Source organism: Paenibacillus endoradicis (assembly GCF_024721975.1).
On record NZ_JANQBB010000009.1, the window covers coordinates 120,404 to 135,049 of the forward strand.

17 protein-coding genes are annotated in these 14,646 nt (G+C 38.1%); 5 read left to right on the forward strand and 12 right to left on the reverse strand.

Going from position 1 to position 14,646, the window contains the following annotated elements; translation table 11 throughout:
• Positions 1 to 164: 164 nt before the first annotated feature.
• From xerD to NV377_RS23785, 5 genes are all read right to left on the reverse strand, one after another.
• Entirely contained in the window at positions 165 to 1,055 is an 891-nt protein-coding gene (gene xerD, locus NV377_RS23765; RefSeq protein WP_258203310.1) for a site-specific tyrosine recombinase XerD, read from the reverse strand.
• 40 nt (positions 1,056 to 1,095) lie between these two features.
• Positions 1,096 to 1,326, reverse strand: a complete 231-nt coding sequence (locus NV377_RS23770; protein ID WP_258203311.1) for a DUF4227 family protein — start codon at positions 1,324 to 1,326, stop codon at positions 1,096 to 1,098.
• A 177-nt stretch (positions 1,327 to 1,503) separates the two neighbouring features.
• Positions 1,504 to 1,959: a ferric iron uptake transcriptional regulator gene (gene fur / locus NV377_RS23775; RefSeq protein WP_258203312.1), complete on the reverse strand. Its 456-nt coding sequence runs from the start codon at positions 1,957 to 1,959 to the stop codon at positions 1,504 to 1,506.
• Between the two features lie 100 nt (positions 1,960 to 2,059).
• The gene (spoIIM, locus tag NV377_RS23780; protein WP_258203313.1) at positions 2,060 to 2,647 is read right to left on the reverse strand and encodes a stage II sporulation protein M; all 588 of its coding nucleotides are present in this window, start codon (positions 2,645 to 2,647) and stop codon (positions 2,060 to 2,062) included.
• 102 nt (positions 2,648 to 2,749) lie between these two features.
• The gene (locus tag NV377_RS23785; RefSeq protein WP_258203314.1) at positions 2,750 to 3,316 is read right to left on the reverse strand and encodes an NUDIX hydrolase; all 567 of its coding nucleotides are present in this window, start codon (positions 3,314 to 3,316) and stop codon (positions 2,750 to 2,752) included.
• 123 nt (positions 3,317 to 3,439) lie between these two features.
• On the opposite strand from NV377_RS23785, the gene NV377_RS23790 reads away from it, so the two are divergent.
• Entirely contained in the window at positions 3,440 to 3,607 is a 168-nt protein-coding gene (locus tag NV377_RS23790) for a hypothetical protein (protein WP_258203315.1), read from the forward strand.
• 3 nt (positions 3,608 to 3,610) lie between these two features.
• Here the strand turns inward: NV377_RS23790 and NV377_RS23795 are convergent, their stop codons facing one another.
• On the reverse strand, positions 3,611 to 4,747 hold the full coding sequence (locus NV377_RS23795; protein WP_258203316.1) for a M20/M25/M40 family metallo-hydrolase: 1,137 nt from the start codon (positions 4,745 to 4,747) through the stop codon (positions 3,611 to 3,613).
• 81 nt (positions 4,748 to 4,828) lie between these two features.
• Between NV377_RS23795 and prli42 the strand changes: the two genes are divergently transcribed.
• Complete coding sequence (gene prli42 / locus NV377_RS23800; protein WP_258203317.1) at positions 4,829 to 4,927, forward strand: stressosome-associated protein Prli42; 99 nt, start codon at positions 4,829 to 4,831, stop codon at positions 4,925 to 4,927.
• Positions 4,928 to 5,370: 443 nt separating this feature from the next.
• Here prli42 and lipB read toward each other — a convergent pair whose 3' ends face one another.
• The 5 genes from lipB to lpdA form a co-directional block, all read right to left on the reverse strand.
• Entirely contained in the window at positions 5,371 to 6,060 is a 690-nt protein-coding gene (lipB, locus tag NV377_RS23805) for a lipoyl(octanoyl) transferase LipB (RefSeq protein WP_258203318.1), read from the reverse strand.
• Between the two features lie 41 nt (positions 6,061 to 6,101).
• On the reverse strand, positions 6,102 to 7,406 hold the full coding sequence (locus NV377_RS23810) for a dihydrolipoamide acetyltransferase family protein (protein WP_258203319.1): 1,305 nt from the start codon (positions 7,404 to 7,406) through the stop codon (positions 6,102 to 6,104).
• 80 nt (positions 7,407 to 7,486) lie between these two features.
• Positions 7,487 to 8,470, reverse strand: coding sequence for an alpha-ketoacid dehydrogenase subunit beta (locus tag NV377_RS23815; protein ID WP_258203320.1), 984 nt, complete (start codon positions 8,468 to 8,470; stop codon positions 7,487 to 7,489).
• Entirely contained in the window at positions 8,470 to 9,501 is a 1,032-nt protein-coding gene (locus NV377_RS23820) for a thiamine pyrophosphate-dependent dehydrogenase E1 component subunit alpha (protein WP_258203321.1), read from the reverse strand. The genes NV377_RS23815 and NV377_RS23820 overlap by 1 nt, the downstream gene beginning before the upstream one ends.
• 805 nt (positions 9,502 to 10,306) lie before the next feature.
• Positions 10,307 to 11,734, reverse strand: coding sequence for a dihydrolipoyl dehydrogenase (gene lpdA / locus NV377_RS23825; RefSeq protein ID WP_258203322.1), 1,428 nt, complete (start codon positions 11,732 to 11,734; stop codon positions 10,307 to 10,309).
• Positions 11,735 to 12,059: 325 nt separating this feature from the next.
• On the opposite strand from lpdA, the gene NV377_RS23830 reads away from it, so the two are divergent.
• From NV377_RS23830 to NV377_RS23840, 3 genes are all read left to right on the forward strand, one after another.
• On the forward strand, positions 12,060 to 12,362 hold the full coding sequence (locus NV377_RS23830; protein WP_258203323.1) for a DUF2627 domain-containing protein: 303 nt from the start codon (positions 12,060 to 12,062) through the stop codon (positions 12,360 to 12,362).
• Positions 12,363 to 12,449: 87 nt separating this feature from the next.
• The gene (locus NV377_RS23835; protein ID WP_258203324.1) at positions 12,450 to 12,611 is read left to right on the forward strand and encodes a hypothetical protein; all 162 of its coding nucleotides are present in this window, start codon (positions 12,450 to 12,452) and stop codon (positions 12,609 to 12,611) included.
• A gap of 208 nt (positions 12,612 to 12,819) precedes the next feature.
• The gene (locus NV377_RS23840; protein ID WP_258203325.1) at positions 12,820 to 14,190 is read left to right on the forward strand and encodes a hypothetical protein; all 1,371 of its coding nucleotides are present in this window, start codon (positions 12,820 to 12,822) and stop codon (positions 14,188 to 14,190) included.
• Between the two features lie 88 nt (positions 14,191 to 14,278).
• On the opposite strand, the gene NV377_RS23845 is transcribed toward NV377_RS23840, so the two are convergent.
• Positions 14,279 to 14,563, reverse strand: a complete 285-nt coding sequence (locus NV377_RS23845) for a DUF6509 family protein (protein WP_258203326.1) — start codon at positions 14,561 to 14,563, stop codon at positions 14,279 to 14,281.
• Positions 14,564 to 14,646: the final 83 nt, after the last annotated feature.

Sequence of the window (14,646 nt, forward strand, 5' to 3'; positions counted from 1 at the left end):
TATTCATGAGGGACTTCTTAGTAACAAAAAGTCACTTCGGAAGCATAAGCAGAACTTTTTGTATATTCATGAGGGACTTCTTAGTAACAAAAAGTCACTTCGGAAGCATTAATTAAAACCACTTTATATTCCGTTCATGCCAATGAAAAGTAACACCTCACATCCTATGCTCTAGGATGTGAGCTACTGTAAACTTCTTTCATTTTTGTCTTAGCGATCGAAGTGTACTTCATCGTGGAAGTAATATCAACATGTCCGAGTATCTCTTGTACTGCTCTTACATCAGCACCATTTTCGAGTAAATGAGCAGCAACAGAGTGTCTTAGCGTGTGAGGTGTAATCTCATCCGACACACCCGCTTCAAGGGCATATTTTTTTATTAATTTCCAGAAGCCTTGTCTTGTTATCCGCCCGCCATGATGATTAAGAAATAAAACTTCATGTGGCGTACTCTCAATCGTTAATTGAGCTCTACCGTGTTCCATATAGGCCTCAATGGCTTCTTTGGCATAATTTCCAAAAGGTACAAAACGCTCCTTCTGACTTGGACTAATGACTTGAATGAACCCAAGTGAAAGATGAACATGATCTACATTTAGAGAAACTAATTCAGTTACTCTAATCCCTGTAGCGTACAGCAACTCTAACATAGCTTTATCGCGAATACCTACTGCAGTTGATAAATCAGGTGCTTGAAGTAAGCTATTCGTATCTTCTTGAGAAATAATTTGCGGTACTTTCTTTTCAATTTTTGGAGCTTCAATAAATATGGAAGGGTCATGTGAGATGAAATCATGAATCATGAGATAGTGAAAAAGAGCACGGATGGACACTACATGTCTAGCTATAGTAGAAGACTTCAGACCTGCTTCTTTCAACTGCATCATATACTTCAAAGTATGATGCTTATGTACGCTTGTCCATCCCTTTACACCTTCACCTTCAAGATAACCAGTAAACTTCAATAGGTCTCTTTCATATGACTGATAGGAGTTAGTCGTAAGCTTACGTTCTTGTTGTAAAACCTTTAAGTATTGATGTAGCTGCTCGTACATCCTCCCCACTCCTTTTACGAGGTATATCATTTCCTATTTTTTATTCGCCATACCATAAAAACCAAACTAAGCGATCTGGCATAGAACTTTTATCGATATATTGTGATGAACTATCGAAGACTTTCACAGCATCTCCAATCGGTTTTTGGTAATGATTATTTGGTTGAATCATTTGCTGCACCCATTGATAAGCAGTTGCAACAATAACGAGTAATACGATAAACAGAAAAAAGAACAGCAGTTTATGTATCATATCCTTCATAATAACCATCAATATACCTCCTAAAACTTTTTATTTACACGTAAATGAAAAGTTACATCAAATACAGATACATAAAATATGTACATGCATTTTAAAGTAGTATGTTAGATTACTGTAAAATATGATGTCTATTTGCCTCATTATGAAAAAAGGCCTGCAACCACTTACATGGATGAGCAGGACCAATTATTGTTTGTTTTCGTTTAAATCACGACAGCTACGGCACACGCCATGAAAATCTAATCTATGATCTACTGTTTCAAAACCAAGTTGTGAGAACAATCTTTCCTCAAGCGGTAATAGCCAATCTTCTTTAATTTCACTCATCGTACCACATTGAATACATATGAGATGATGATGATGATGATTATTGGTATCTCCTCTGAGATCATAACGAGCAACGCCATCTCCGAAATTGATCTTCTCAACGACATGCAACTCTGTTAACAGTTCTAATGTCCGATAAACAGTAGCTAGCCCTATTTCAGGAGCTATTCCCTTGACTAGTAAAAATACATCTTCTGCGCTAAGATGATCTTCCTCATTTTCCAGTAGAATACGAAGGGTGGCTTCTCGCTGTGGAGTCAACTTATAGCCCTTTTCTTGTAATTGTTGTTTTATCTTATCAATCTGGGCTTCCATCTCTCTCCTCCTACTATTACATCCTACTAAAATCTGTTTTAATTATATTAGTATAAAGCGATATAAGTCAAACTTTTTCATAGTTATTGGTCCTATTATCCTACATTGGAATTTGAACCAAATACCACTCCATCACTTGAGGTGAAATATACACTTCTATAAATGCAGCCACAGCAAGTAAAATAAGCATCGACATTGCTACGGCACTATAGGAGATAAATGCTTCTCGTACATTACCAGCATGCGTCATTAGTCGCTTTTTCACAATAAAAGTTGAAAATCCGATAGCAGTAGAACTTAGAATCAGTATAACCGGGACAGCTATAACATTATGTGGAACTACCGTAACAAGGCTTAAAAGAACACCTTGCGTGCCAAACATTTGTACAACGATATGAATACTACACCCTATTAGAAAACCCTTTAGAAAATTCAATACAATAATAAGTGGGACACCAATGACAGTAATACCTAGCACGAATAACAACACAACCCATTTGAAATAGCCGAAAAATGCATCCCAGAACATGTAAGAACTATTTACCTCACTACTTTGTTTCATCCAATTCATATATAAAGTAAGTTCATTGCCTAGTCTTAGCTGTTGCTCGCTAGGCAGTACTTGAATAAATATACTTCCAAATACCGCTCCAGCAAACATCACTACTCCAAGGTATACCCATTTCATCAAACTGCCCTTCAACATCATATCACCCTTTCAATCTAACTTATGTCTTCTACTCATATGCTAGATTGATAGAGTTTATGCTATATTCCTTATTGTAATGACTTAAGTAAGTGATCCTGTACGTTGCAATAACTTCCATGCATTCACAGCTAAAAGTGTCTTCGCATCACTAATATCACCACTAGCGATATAAGCATCCGCCTCTTCGATTGTGATTAATCTCACAATGACATCTTCATCTTCATCAAGATGTTGTTGTCCTATCGTTACCTCATTAGTGAAATATGTATATAGAATCTCATCTGCAAAGCCTGGTGAAGTATAATACTGATTCAGTAATTGTAGATTATGTGCAATATACCCGGTTTCCTCTTCTAGCTCACGAGCTGCTGCAACGATAGGCTCTTCCATAGGATCAAGCTTTCCTGCTGGAATTTCAATTTGAGTTTTACCAAGCGGCTTACGATATTGTTCAACTACAATCAATTTCCCGTCGTGGATCGCTACAACTGCAGCTGCACCAGGATGCTTTACAATTTCACGAGTTGCCGTTCTTCCATCTGGTAAAGCAATTGTATCTACTTGAAGACTGATCACTTTCCCTTTGAAAATGTGTTCTGTAGATATAGTTGGCTCATTCCAAATTTCTTTTTTATTGTCTTGATTCATTTTCGATTTCCTCCGTTCAGGTGTAAAGCTAAAACAACCATTCATATGAAAATAAGACAAGTTGTCATAATGTTACCTTCATGCTCATAGTCTCCAATATGAAGACTAAGGAGATGAATGATCTTGAAACAAACAATTAATAAGAACAAACTTATGCTTTCTGGAAAAGCAAAACATATTCAAATAGCTTTAAATGGAATTGCCAAGAGTCAATACGGCAATTGTACATTAGCTCAATATACAGCTAATAGACCTGAGATGCGCATAACTCTTGGCAATTTAGATTCATAATATTTATTTTTTAAATGTAGCGGATTTTTTCAAAATCTCTACGACCAATTGTGCCGTTTGCACAAGACATTCTACTTTAATTTGCTCATTGGTCGTATGGATATGTTCATATCCAACTGCTAGATTTACAGTTGGTACACCTAAGCCATTAAAGACGTTAGCATCACTGCCTCCACCTGAATGGAATGTACGAGGCGTAGCACCCATCGCATGGATTGCGCTACTAGCTAGTTGAACAACCGGAGAATCAGCATCATGGCAATAGGCAGGATATACGATATTGCTATTGAATTTTGCTGTAGCACCATATTTCAGTGCAGTTTTTTCGACGGCTTGCTTCATACTTTCCACTTGAGCATCAAGCTTATCTTGCTTAATACTTCTTGCCTCAGCGATAAGTTTCACATAGTCACAAACAATATTAGTTGGTCCTCCACCTTCAAAACGACCGATATTCGCTGTCGTTTCCTCATCAATTCTACCCAAGGACATCTCACTTATTGCTTTTGCTGCTACTTGAATCGCACTAATGCCTTTTTCAGGGCTAACGCCTGCATGTGCAGATTTTCCATAAAACTCAATTTCAATATGGGATTGTGTTGGTGCTGCAACCGCAATATCGCCGATGTCTCCATTGGAATCTAATGCATAGCCATAACTTGCAATTAAGTGTGTAGGATCAATAGCACGAGCACCTAGCAATCCTGATTCTTCACCTATAGTAATTACGACTTGAACTTTTGCGTGTGATTCTCCGCTAGCCTTAATCGTTTCAATCGCTTCAAATAGAGCAGCAATTCCTGCCTTATCATCACTACCAAGTATTGTCGTTCCATCAGATCGAATGTATCCGTCCGCATCAATTTGCGGCTTAATACCTACGCCTGGTGTAACAGTATCCATATGGCATGTAAACAATATCGTCGGTTGATCTTTAGCATCTTCAGTTGCTTCAAGAATTGCGAATAAATTGTTAGCTTCATGACCAGTCACTTTTGCTGCTTCATCTTCTGTAACCGTCAATCCTAACTCATTCAATCGTGCCTTAAGTACTTTGCTGATTGCACCTTCAAATCCTGACTCACTATCTACTGTTACCAAATCAATAAATTGTTCTACTAAACGTTTTTCTTGTACCATTTTGTTTCCTCCATCCATCTCTTTCGTATACAATAGAGTATATCACTGTAATTCTATTTATCGAAAGGAGCTTTCTCAATTATGCGCCAACAAAAAATTATTCGTATCGTTGCAATTATCGTTGCTGCTGCTTTATTGGTTACTACTTTATTCGCAGGTATAGGCTCATTCTTCCTATAGAGGTAGTTCAAAACATTCACTTGTGATCATGATGCTATTGCTTCGTAGTACATTCGGCGGCGAAGATGCCATTCATCGGTCGTTACAGTGCTCACGTACCAAGTACGTACGCTGTGCGCTTCACTTCCCTAGCTTCATGGTATCTTCTTGATGCTGACAAGCAAATGTTTTGATCTTTCATTTTAAGTGGTAGTTCAAAACATTCACTTGTGATCACGATGCTTTTGCTTCGTAGTACATTCGGCGGCGAAGATGCCATTCATCGGTCGTTACAGTGCTCACGTACCAAGTACGTACGCTGTGCGCTTCACTTCCCTAGCTTCATGGTATCTTCTTGATGCTGACAAGCAAATGTTTTGATCTTTCATTTTAAGTGGTAGTTCAAAACATTCACTTGTGATCATGGTGTCTAAGATGAAGTGAACTTGCACTATAAACCCTTATTATGAAAAACCAAATCGTTCCTTGAAGAAAGGAACGATTTGTTCTGCCGCTGCTTCAACAGTCATCGAGCCTCCTGTAATATCGTTAAACGATGTAACGCCAAATTGTCCGATTCCACATGGTACAATCCCACTAAAGCCTTCGGCAGCGATCCCTGATTTAATATTAAGTGCAAAACCATGACTTGTTATAAAGCCACGACGCTGCCTCGCTTTATTAAATTTCACGCCTATCGCGGTAATCTTTTCATCACCAATCCATACCCCAGTATATTCTGATTTCCTTCCACCTTTTATACCATATTGAGCTAACCAATCAATAATAACTTGTTCCACTGTTCGTAAATATTCATGAAGATCAAGTCCGATAGCATCAAGATAGAGTAGCGGATAACCAACAAGTTGCCCTGGCCCATGATATGTAATATCACCGCCACGGTCAATATCATAGACGGAAATCCCTTTTTGGCTTAACGTATCCTTATCTAGTAGTAAATGCTCTGGGTGACGATCAGAGCCTAAAGTATAGGTTGGTGGATGCTGAAGAAGGAGCAGCGTCTCTGGACGCTCCCCCTTATCTATTTCTTTCACGTATGCTTTTTGCAGGTCCCAAGCTTCTTTGTAGTCTAGCATACCGATATAACGAGCATCCAACATTTTGTGTGCAGTATTTTTTGCTGCTTCAGACATGGTGGTTATCTCCTTCGAATCAAGCTACTAATCATCTACTATTAGTAAATAGAGCTTTCAAGGTTAAAGCTTTCTAAATTATCTTTAACACGCTGTAGGAATCGACCACAGATTACACCATCAAGTATACGATGATCAAGTGATAAACAAAGATTAGCCATAGAACGTACAGCAATCATGTCATTAATAACTACTGGTTTTTTCACAATCGACTCAAACGTAAGAATTGCCGCTTGTGGATAATTAATAATCGGATATGACAATATAGATCCAAATGACCCCGTATTATTAATAGTAAAAGAACCACCCTGCATATCAGAAAGTGAAAGTTTACCTTCACGTGTTTTACGTGCAAGTTCTTCGATTTCCTTCGCAAGTCCAGCGACATTTTTAAGATCAGCATTTTTGATAACTGGTGTCATTACAGAATCTTCTGTTCCTACTGCAAGAGAAATATTAATATCACGTTTCACAATGATTTTATCTACTGCCCATACAGAGTTCATAATTGGGAAGTCACGAATCGCATTAACAGCCGCTTTCAACAAGAACGCAAGATATGTAAGATTAACACCTTCACGCTTTTTGAACTCATCTTTATATTTATTGCGAAGTAGTACTAGATTCGTAACATCAACTTCGATCATCGTCCAGGCATGTGGAATTTCACTAACGCTTTGACGCATGTTACGAGCAATCGTATTACGGATCGGCGTTATATCAATATAAGTTTCTCCACGTCCATGTGCATAAGGATCATCGATTTCAATCTTAGGCAAACGAGGAGATTCAGATAGATGCATACCGCCAGTTCGCACTTGTGAAGACGTCGCTTCTTGTGGAGATACAGGTGTACGAACCATTGAAGCCTCACTAGCAACATAAGCAAGTACATCTTTACGTGTAATACGTCCTCCCATGCCACTACCTTGAACGTTTGCTAATTGAATTCCATGTTGTGCAGCAAGTTGTTGTACAGCAGGAGAGTAACGATTTCTCATGGAATCATCACCTTGAGATTGTATAGCTGCTACAGGAGCATTAACTGTTCCAGTAGTTGGTGTAGTGGAAACAGATGCAACTTCGTCATTGCTCGCTTCACCCTCAGTCTCAATTAAGCAAATTACAGTCCCTACAGGTACATCTTCCCCTGTTCCTACTAAAATCTTTATTAGTTTACCTGCCACAGTAGAAGGAATCTCAGCAGTCACCTTATCTGTATTAATCTCACAGATCGGTTCATACACTTCGATCATATCTCCAGGTTGTTTCAACCAGCGATCAATTGTTGCAGTTACTTGAGATTCCGCCAATTGAGGCAAAGTAATTTCAGTTATTGCACTCATGTTTTTCCAACTCCAATCGTCATAAATAAGCTATGCACGAATTTTTAACATTTTGTCTAAATTTTTTACATTAATAATAGTTAGAATTCAGCTAATTGCTTCATAGCTTCTCGAACTTTATCTGCATTCAACAAGAAGAATTTTTCTCCTGGTGGGTTAATTGGCATAGCAGGCACATCCGGACCACATAGTCGCATAATTGGAGCATCAAGTTCAAATAATAGCTCCTCTGCAATAATTGCTGCTACTTCGGCACCAACTCCACCGGTCTTGTTATCTTCATGAACGATTAACACCTTACCTGTACGACGAACCGATTCGAGAATAGCTTCTTTATCAAGTGGTTGAATCGTTCTAAGATCAAGAATATGAGTACTAATACCTTCTTCAGCTAGTTCAGCAGCAGCTTGTTCAATAAAGCGAAGTGGAAGACTATAACTGATAACAGTAATGTCATCACCTTCACGTAGTACATTCGCTTTACCAATTGGAACGATATAATCATCATCTGGCACTTCACCACTCACAAGACGATAACTTTTCTTATTCTCGAAATATAATACAGGATCTTCGTCACGAATAGCAGCTTTCAATAAGCCTTTCGCATCATACGGTGTATACGGCGCAACAATTTTTAGTCCAGGCGTACCGAAAAATACAGATTCGGGACATTGAGAGTGATATAAACCACCAAATACTCCACCACCGATAGGAGCACGAATCACAATCGGACAACTCCAATCATTGTTAGAACGATAGCGAATTTTTGCAGCTTCACTAATAATTTGGTTCGTTGCCGGGAACATAAAATCTGAATATTGCATTTCTGCAATTGGCTTCATACCATACATTGCTGCACCGATTGCTACACCTGCTATGGCAGACTCAGAAAGTGGAGTATCAATTACTCTTTGCTCACCGAACTGCTCGTGCAAGCCTTTCGTCGTTGTGAACACTCCGCCTTTTAGACCAACGTCCTCACCCAGAACGAATACATTCTCATCACGTTCCATTTCTTCTTTCATCGCAAGACGAATCGCTTCGATATAATCTATTTTAGCCATTACTCTACTCCCTCCTTATTATCATTAGCGTACACATGATCCATAACTGATTCAGGAGTAGGGAAAGGAGCTTTATCTGCATAGCTGCTCGCTTCATCAAGCTGTTTCTTAATTTCAGAACGTAATTGATCTTCCAGCTCTTCATTCCATAAGCCATGATCTACCATATATTGTTTAAATTTCGGAAGTCCATCTAACGTTTTATTATAATCGACTTCTTCCTTAGAACGATATGCTAAGTCATTATCAGAAGTTGAATGTGGAGAAATACGATACATCATCGCTTCAATTAAAGTAGCACCATCACCTGCAATTGCACGTTCTCTTGCTTCTTTCACAACTCGATATACTTCAAATGCATCATTACCATCAACTCGCTCGCCATGAATACCATAGCCTAGCGCACGATCCGATACTTTACCTGCCAATTGCTTATGTATCGGTACAGAGATCGCATATTGATTGTTTTCACACATTAAAATTACTGGCAACTTGTGTACCCCAGCAAAGTTACAGCCTTCATGAAAATCACCTTGATTACTAGAACCTTCGCCAAACGTAACAAAGCTTACAAATTCTTTCTTATTCATTTTTGCGGCAAGCGCAAAACCAACAGCATGAGGAACTTGTGTTGTTACAGGACTAGATCCGGTAACAATACGTAATTTCTTACTTCCGAAATGACCAGGCATTTGACGACCACCACTATTAGGGTCTTCAGCTTTAGCAAACGCTGAAAGAAATAAATCTTTAAGTGTCATACCTACTGAAAGAACAAAACCATAGTCACGATAATAAGGAAGAAAATAATCATTGTTCCGATCAAGCGCAAATGCAGCTGCTATCTGAGCGACCTCCTGGCCAATACCAGATACGTGAAAATTTATTTTACCAGCTCGCTGCATAAGCATCATCCGCTCATCATACATCCTTGCTGTGAGCATTTTTGTATACATAGCAATAACCGTTTCCTCGCTAATGCCTAATTGATGATGCTTGGCTTGCTGACCTGACGAAGACAATACTGTCATATTATCTTCCTCCTTCTCTTTATAAATTATAACCTGGTACTAATACCACGTCATATGTCTATTATACTCCTATATTTTAAAAAATAACATGTGACATTTATAACAAAAGTTCAATGACATTTATGAGTGATTCAAAACCATACCATATTCACCAGCATTGAGTACAATTTAGTACTCGTGTAGACAAATGTCTCACCCCTAATAAGAGCGCTCAATCCACTCTCCTATCAGAAACACCCCGCAGCGTGTACACCTGTGTACACGAGCGGCCAAATCTCGAGGCTGACAATGAAAACTCAAATCTTCACCCACGAATAAACCAAGCAACGTGTACACTTGTGTACACGAGCGACCAAATCTCGAGGCTTACATTGAAAGCTCAAATCTTCACCCACGAATAAACCAAGCAACGTGTACACTTGTGTACACGAGCGACCAAATCTCAAAATTTACATTGAAAACTCAAATCTTCACCCACGAATAAACCAAGCAACGTGTACACTTGTGTACACGAGCGACCAAATCTCAAAATTTACATTGAAAACTCATATCTTTCACCCACGAATAAACCAAGCAACGTGTACACTTGTGTACACGAGCGACCAAAATCTCGAGGCTTATAATGAAAGCTCAAATCTTTCGCCTGTCAGCGCCAAGAAGATGCACTCCAGCGGAAACGAGTAGCACAGCGTACGAATTGTGTACGTGAGCACACGCAGGCTTTCGATGGAGGGCATATTCGACGTCGAGTACGCTACGTTAGCATAACCATCGTGATCACAGACGGAACGATTTGAGCCTCCTCTCAGAAGGAGATGGCGCGTCCGTCTACTGCTAGCATAGCCTCCCCAATCGCCTCCGACAACGTAGGATGCGGATGCACCATTGCCCCTACTTCCCAAGGAGCTGCGTTCAACCAACCTGATAAGGCAGCTTCAGAAATTAGCTCTGTAGCATGTTCGCCGATAATATGAACGCCTAGAATATCATCCGAACTCTTATCAGCAATAACTTTTACAAATCCTGTTGGATGTCCAGAAACGATAGCTTTTCCAAATGCCGCAAACGGAACTCTAGCTTTTTTAATTTCATATCCAGCAGCTACTGCAGCCGCTTCTGTATATCCATAAGAAGCAACCTCAGGAGATGAATAGATACAGCGGGGAATTAGATGTGCAGCCACAAGGTTAACTTGGCGTCCAGCAATATGATCTATTGCTGTCAATCCTTCATGTGCTGCAGCATGTGCAAGTTGTACGCCACCGATACAATCACCAATTGCATAGATATGTGGTTCACTAGTTTGTCCATAATCATTCACAACAATTACGTCATTTTTGATTCTGACATCAGTATTTTCTAAGCCAATGTCATGACAGTTAGCTTTTCTGCCAACAGAAACAAGTATTTGATTGCCTTCTAGTAATACATTACCATCGGCTGTTGTAGCAGTAATAGAGAAGTTATTATCGATCACTTTGTATGAAGAGATATCAAGTTGTACACCAGTTATAATACGAATTCCACGCTTATCTAGTAATTTCGTCATTTCTAATGAAATTTCAGTGTCTTCCCCTGGTAATAGACGAGAACCAAGTTCAACGATTGTTACTTGAACACCAAAGTCATTTAATAATGATGCCCACTCTACGCCTATTACACCACCACCAACAATCAACATGCTTTCAGGAAGCTTGTCCATCGTTAAAGCTTGATCACTATTCAGTATTGTTATCCCGTCAGCTTCAAGACCTGGTAAGTTGCGAGGAGTAGATCCAGTAGCAATTATTAGGTTTTGACTTACAACAGACTCCATTTCACCATCTGCCAATTCAACCGCAATTGTTCCACTACGAGGTGAAAAAATCGAAGGTCCAACAACTCGACCTTTACCTTTAATCACTTGAATACCATGACGTTTCATTAGACCTTGCAATCCTTTAAATAATTGTTCTACTTTCTCATCTTTTTTAAGTTGAACATTATTAAATTGAAAACTTGAAAAATCTGTACTTACATCTATGCCATATTCTGAACTGTTCAACAATGTTCGATATACTTCAGCACTTCGAAGTAAAGCTTTACTTGGGATACAACCTCTGTGCAGACAGGTACCGCCAACCTTGTCCATTTCTACGATAGCTACTGATTTACCCATTTGAGCAGCGCGAATAGCCGCAGTATATCCACCTGGCCCACCACCGAGAATTGCAACATCAACTTGAATACTCATTTACTATACCCCCATCATTTCTATCAATATATGCATCTACTTGTAAAATATCCTCTTCCAATAAAAGTCCATATCGATCGTTGGTCTTCACTTGTGACGCTTCTAATAAGTAACAATTATATGTTTTCGCTATATGTAATGTTCATATTGATGATGTTACTTTTCGCTAAGTTTTGATCACATGAGAGTACTTTGTATATCTTATTGTACATCTTTTCGCTACGGAAATCATCGTTTACGTATTCACTGTACCGTTTATGGCGTTTTATGGTACTATAATTTACAGATTATGATAATCAATTCGAACCTTTTTAGGAGATCAATCATGAAACTAACCGTACAACGCATTATTGCTATGTTTATGCTCGTTATTCCAGGATTAATAGCTTGTTTTGGATTTTTGAAAGTAAAAGATTCATTATATGATTACTTTGTTTCCTTTGGTATAGATGGAGTTGATCCTTCATTCCAATGGTGGAAATTTATTTTTGGACTAATTATGTTCCTTGCTGGTACTGGATTTATTGCAGGTTGGACATTTTTCCGTGATCGCAAACGTAACTATGTTGCTACACGGTTCAAAGAAAAACGTGAAAAACCACCTAAGCCTACAAAATCTGCTCAATAATTTACACCCATTTTATATAACTTTAATATTCCATTAACAAACCTCCTCTATACTGATGTTAAGTTAGTAGAAAGGATGGTGAAACGAATGATCGTTTTTGATGTAATTGTAGATGGGACTAAGGTTGATACGTTACGACCGATGGCATCTAAACTAAGGGATTTAAGAAACTTTATTGATCAACAATTTGAGCTATTAGTTGAAAAGTATGGACAAAATGTTCACTTAAATAGACGATTCGAGTATTAATATCGAATTGTCTATTTTTTTTAATTAATAAACTACTTTATATATAGGATCTACCAAAAATCATGTTGTCATGTTAGTTAATTTGGAAAAAAGTGGACTAAGGCGACAACATTTTACCAATATTTGTTTTGACAGTAAATCTATCAATAGTTATAATCCTGCTATTCTTTGTAAATCTTTAGGATTTATAATAACAGGAGGTTACATCATGTCTAGCACAAAGAAACTTCGTTCTTCTAGTAAACTAGCAGCACTGATTGTTGCTGCATCCATCGCCATTGCACCACTCGCGTCCCCTATAACTGCATATGCAAGCATCAATTCAGGAAATCTTACACAGACTGAGCAATACCAAACATTCTTAAGCACGAAATATCAAATTGATGTCAATTCACAATTAACTAAAGGGCAATATATTCAATATGTTGCTGATTTGCTTCCAGGGAACGCAAAGTCTTCTACACTTACATTTACAGATGTAGCTTCAACGGATGAACAATATGCTGCTGTTGTTGAGTTGAATGAAAAAGGAATACTTTCTGGCGCTACAGTTTCAGCTAAGCAACAACTTGAACCATGGGTAGCTGCTATTATTGCTGTAAGAGCTTCTGGTCTACAGGAACTGGCACTAACTTACACTACTGAAAAGACAGACGCTGCTTTGAAAAAAATAGGTTCTTCTTCAGCTCAATGGGTACCTCATGTTGCTCAAGAGCTAGCAGTAGCAATCGATAATGCAATAATTCCTGAACAATATTATAATGATTTCTCCAAAAAATCAGTAGCAAGTGCCGAACTAATTAATACATTGCTAGGTCAAATTGTGACTTTCAATGGAGAATACAAACAATTTCTTGGTAGTTCCCAAGATGCAGACATCATAGCTGAACTAATCGGAGCATATAACACTTCAGATATTATTCAAGTTAATGATCTTCAAACTATTGTAAATACTGCTCTAGAAAAAGACATTATTACAGGCTATAACTTCAAAGATAGTCGTTTTGATGCTAATTTTGTAGATGAATACGCTCTTACATACGGTCATTCTGATCTGAAGCATGCTATTCAGCTAATTGGTTTACTTCGCAGTGAAGGAATCGAAGCTAAAGTTCAATTCGAGCCAAAAACTTCAGCTTTCCTATACTTGAAAGAATGGGGAGAGCCTACACAATCCGATTCATTTCAAGTAAAACAAATAGCTAATGGTAAATATGTTGCTTATTCCAAAGAATATGATCTTAAGCTTGAATTTTCAAGCTTAACAGATAAAGCTAAATTCCAAGATATCATTCTTGCCTATGCTAAAAAAGATGCTGATGATGAACAGGGACTTATCTATGCATCTTGGTGGCAACCTCTATACCATTCAAATACAGAGATAGCAGATTATGAAGTAGTTACTAACAATAAAATTTCATTAGGTAACTATTATGCACAAACTTTTTCACTTAATGAAGAAGTAGAAGAAATTGTTACAGGTATGAAGCAAGTGAATGCTAATGTTGTCGTTGATAGCAATCAATTCTGGGTGAATAAAGCCTTCTTTAATTACTTGGGTGGTAAAGATCACAAATAAATGAATTAAACATTAAGTTAAAAATAAAGAAGGCTTAAAACTAAAGCACGATTACGGTGCAAAAGTTTTAAGCCTTTTTCATCTGAAATTAAGACAAGTTCGCTTTACAAAAAGCAGCTACCATCTCAAGTTCATCGTCTTCCATTTCGAAATCAATATATTTACCTGCATCACCTGTCTGGAACTCGTGTTTCACGATTTTCTCAGCACCAGCATCTACGACATATATTACACGAAGAATAACGCCTTCTTCATGGAACAGCTCATCATCTTCTTCTACTTCGAGATCCATAATAAATTCATAACGATCTCCCTCTAATATTTTGAACGGGTCAGCAATCGTTTCCACTGTAAACTCTGTAATTTTAAACATAGGTTAGCTCCTCTTGTTTCATCTTAACGTATTACTGATTATAACATTAGAGTGTAACATATGCTATCAATACATTAATTTAA

Bases quoted from the DNA above. Each gene is read 5' to 3' on its own strand.
- xerD (WP_258203310.1), bottom strand. From the start codon at position 1,055: ATGTACGAGCAGCTACATCAATACTTAAAGGTTTTACAACAAGAACGT.
- NV377_RS23770 (WP_258203311.1), bottom strand. From the start codon at position 1,326: ATGGTTATTATGAAGGATATGATACATAAACTGCTGTTCTTTTTTCTG.
- fur (WP_258203312.1), bottom strand. From the start codon at position 1,959: ATGGAAGCCCAGATTGATAAGATAAAACAACAATTACAAGAAAAGGGC.
- spoIIM (WP_258203313.1), bottom strand. From the start codon at position 2,647: ATGAAATGGGTATACCTTGGAGTAGTGATGTTTGCTGGAGCGGTATTT.
- NV377_RS23785 (WP_258203314.1), bottom strand. From the start codon at position 3,316: ATGAATCAAGACAATAAAAAAGAAATTTGGAATGAGCCAACTATATCT.
- NV377_RS23795 (WP_258203316.1), bottom strand. From the start codon at position 4,747: ATGGTACAAGAAAAACGTTTAGTAGAACAATTTATTGATTTGGTAACA.
- prli42 (WP_258203317.1), top strand. From the start codon at position 4,829: ATGCGCCAACAAAAAATTATTCGTATCGTTGCAATTATCGTTGCTGCT.
- lipB (WP_258203318.1), bottom strand. From the start codon at position 6,060: ATGTCTGAAGCAGCAAAAAATACTGCACACAAAATGTTGGATGCTCGT.
- NV377_RS23810 (WP_258203319.1), bottom strand. From the start codon at position 7,406: ATGAGTGCAATAACTGAAATTACTTTGCCTCAATTGGCGGAATCTCAA.
- NV377_RS23815 (WP_258203320.1), bottom strand. From the start codon at position 8,470: ATGGCTAAAATAGATTATATCGAAGCGATTCGTCTTGCGATGAAAGAA.
- NV377_RS23820 (WP_258203321.1), bottom strand. From the start codon at position 9,501: ATGACAGTATTGTCTTCGTCAGGTCAGCAAGCCAAGCATCATCAATTA.
- lpdA (WP_258203322.1), bottom strand. From the start codon at position 11,734: ATGAGTATTCAAGTTGATGTTGCAATTCTCGGTGGTGGGCCAGGTGGA.
- NV377_RS23830 (WP_258203323.1), top strand. From the start codon at position 12,060: ATGAAACTAACCGTACAACGCATTATTGCTATGTTTATGCTCGTTATT.
- NV377_RS23835 (WP_258203324.1), top strand. From the start codon at position 12,450: ATGATCGTTTTTGATGTAATTGTAGATGGGACTAAGGTTGATACGTTA.
- NV377_RS23840 (WP_258203325.1), top strand. From the start codon at position 12,820: ATGTCTAGCACAAAGAAACTTCGTTCTTCTAGTAAACTAGCAGCACTG.
- NV377_RS23845 (WP_258203326.1), bottom strand. From the start codon at position 14,563: ATGTTTAAAATTACAGAGTTTACAGTGGAAACGATTGCTGACCCGTTC.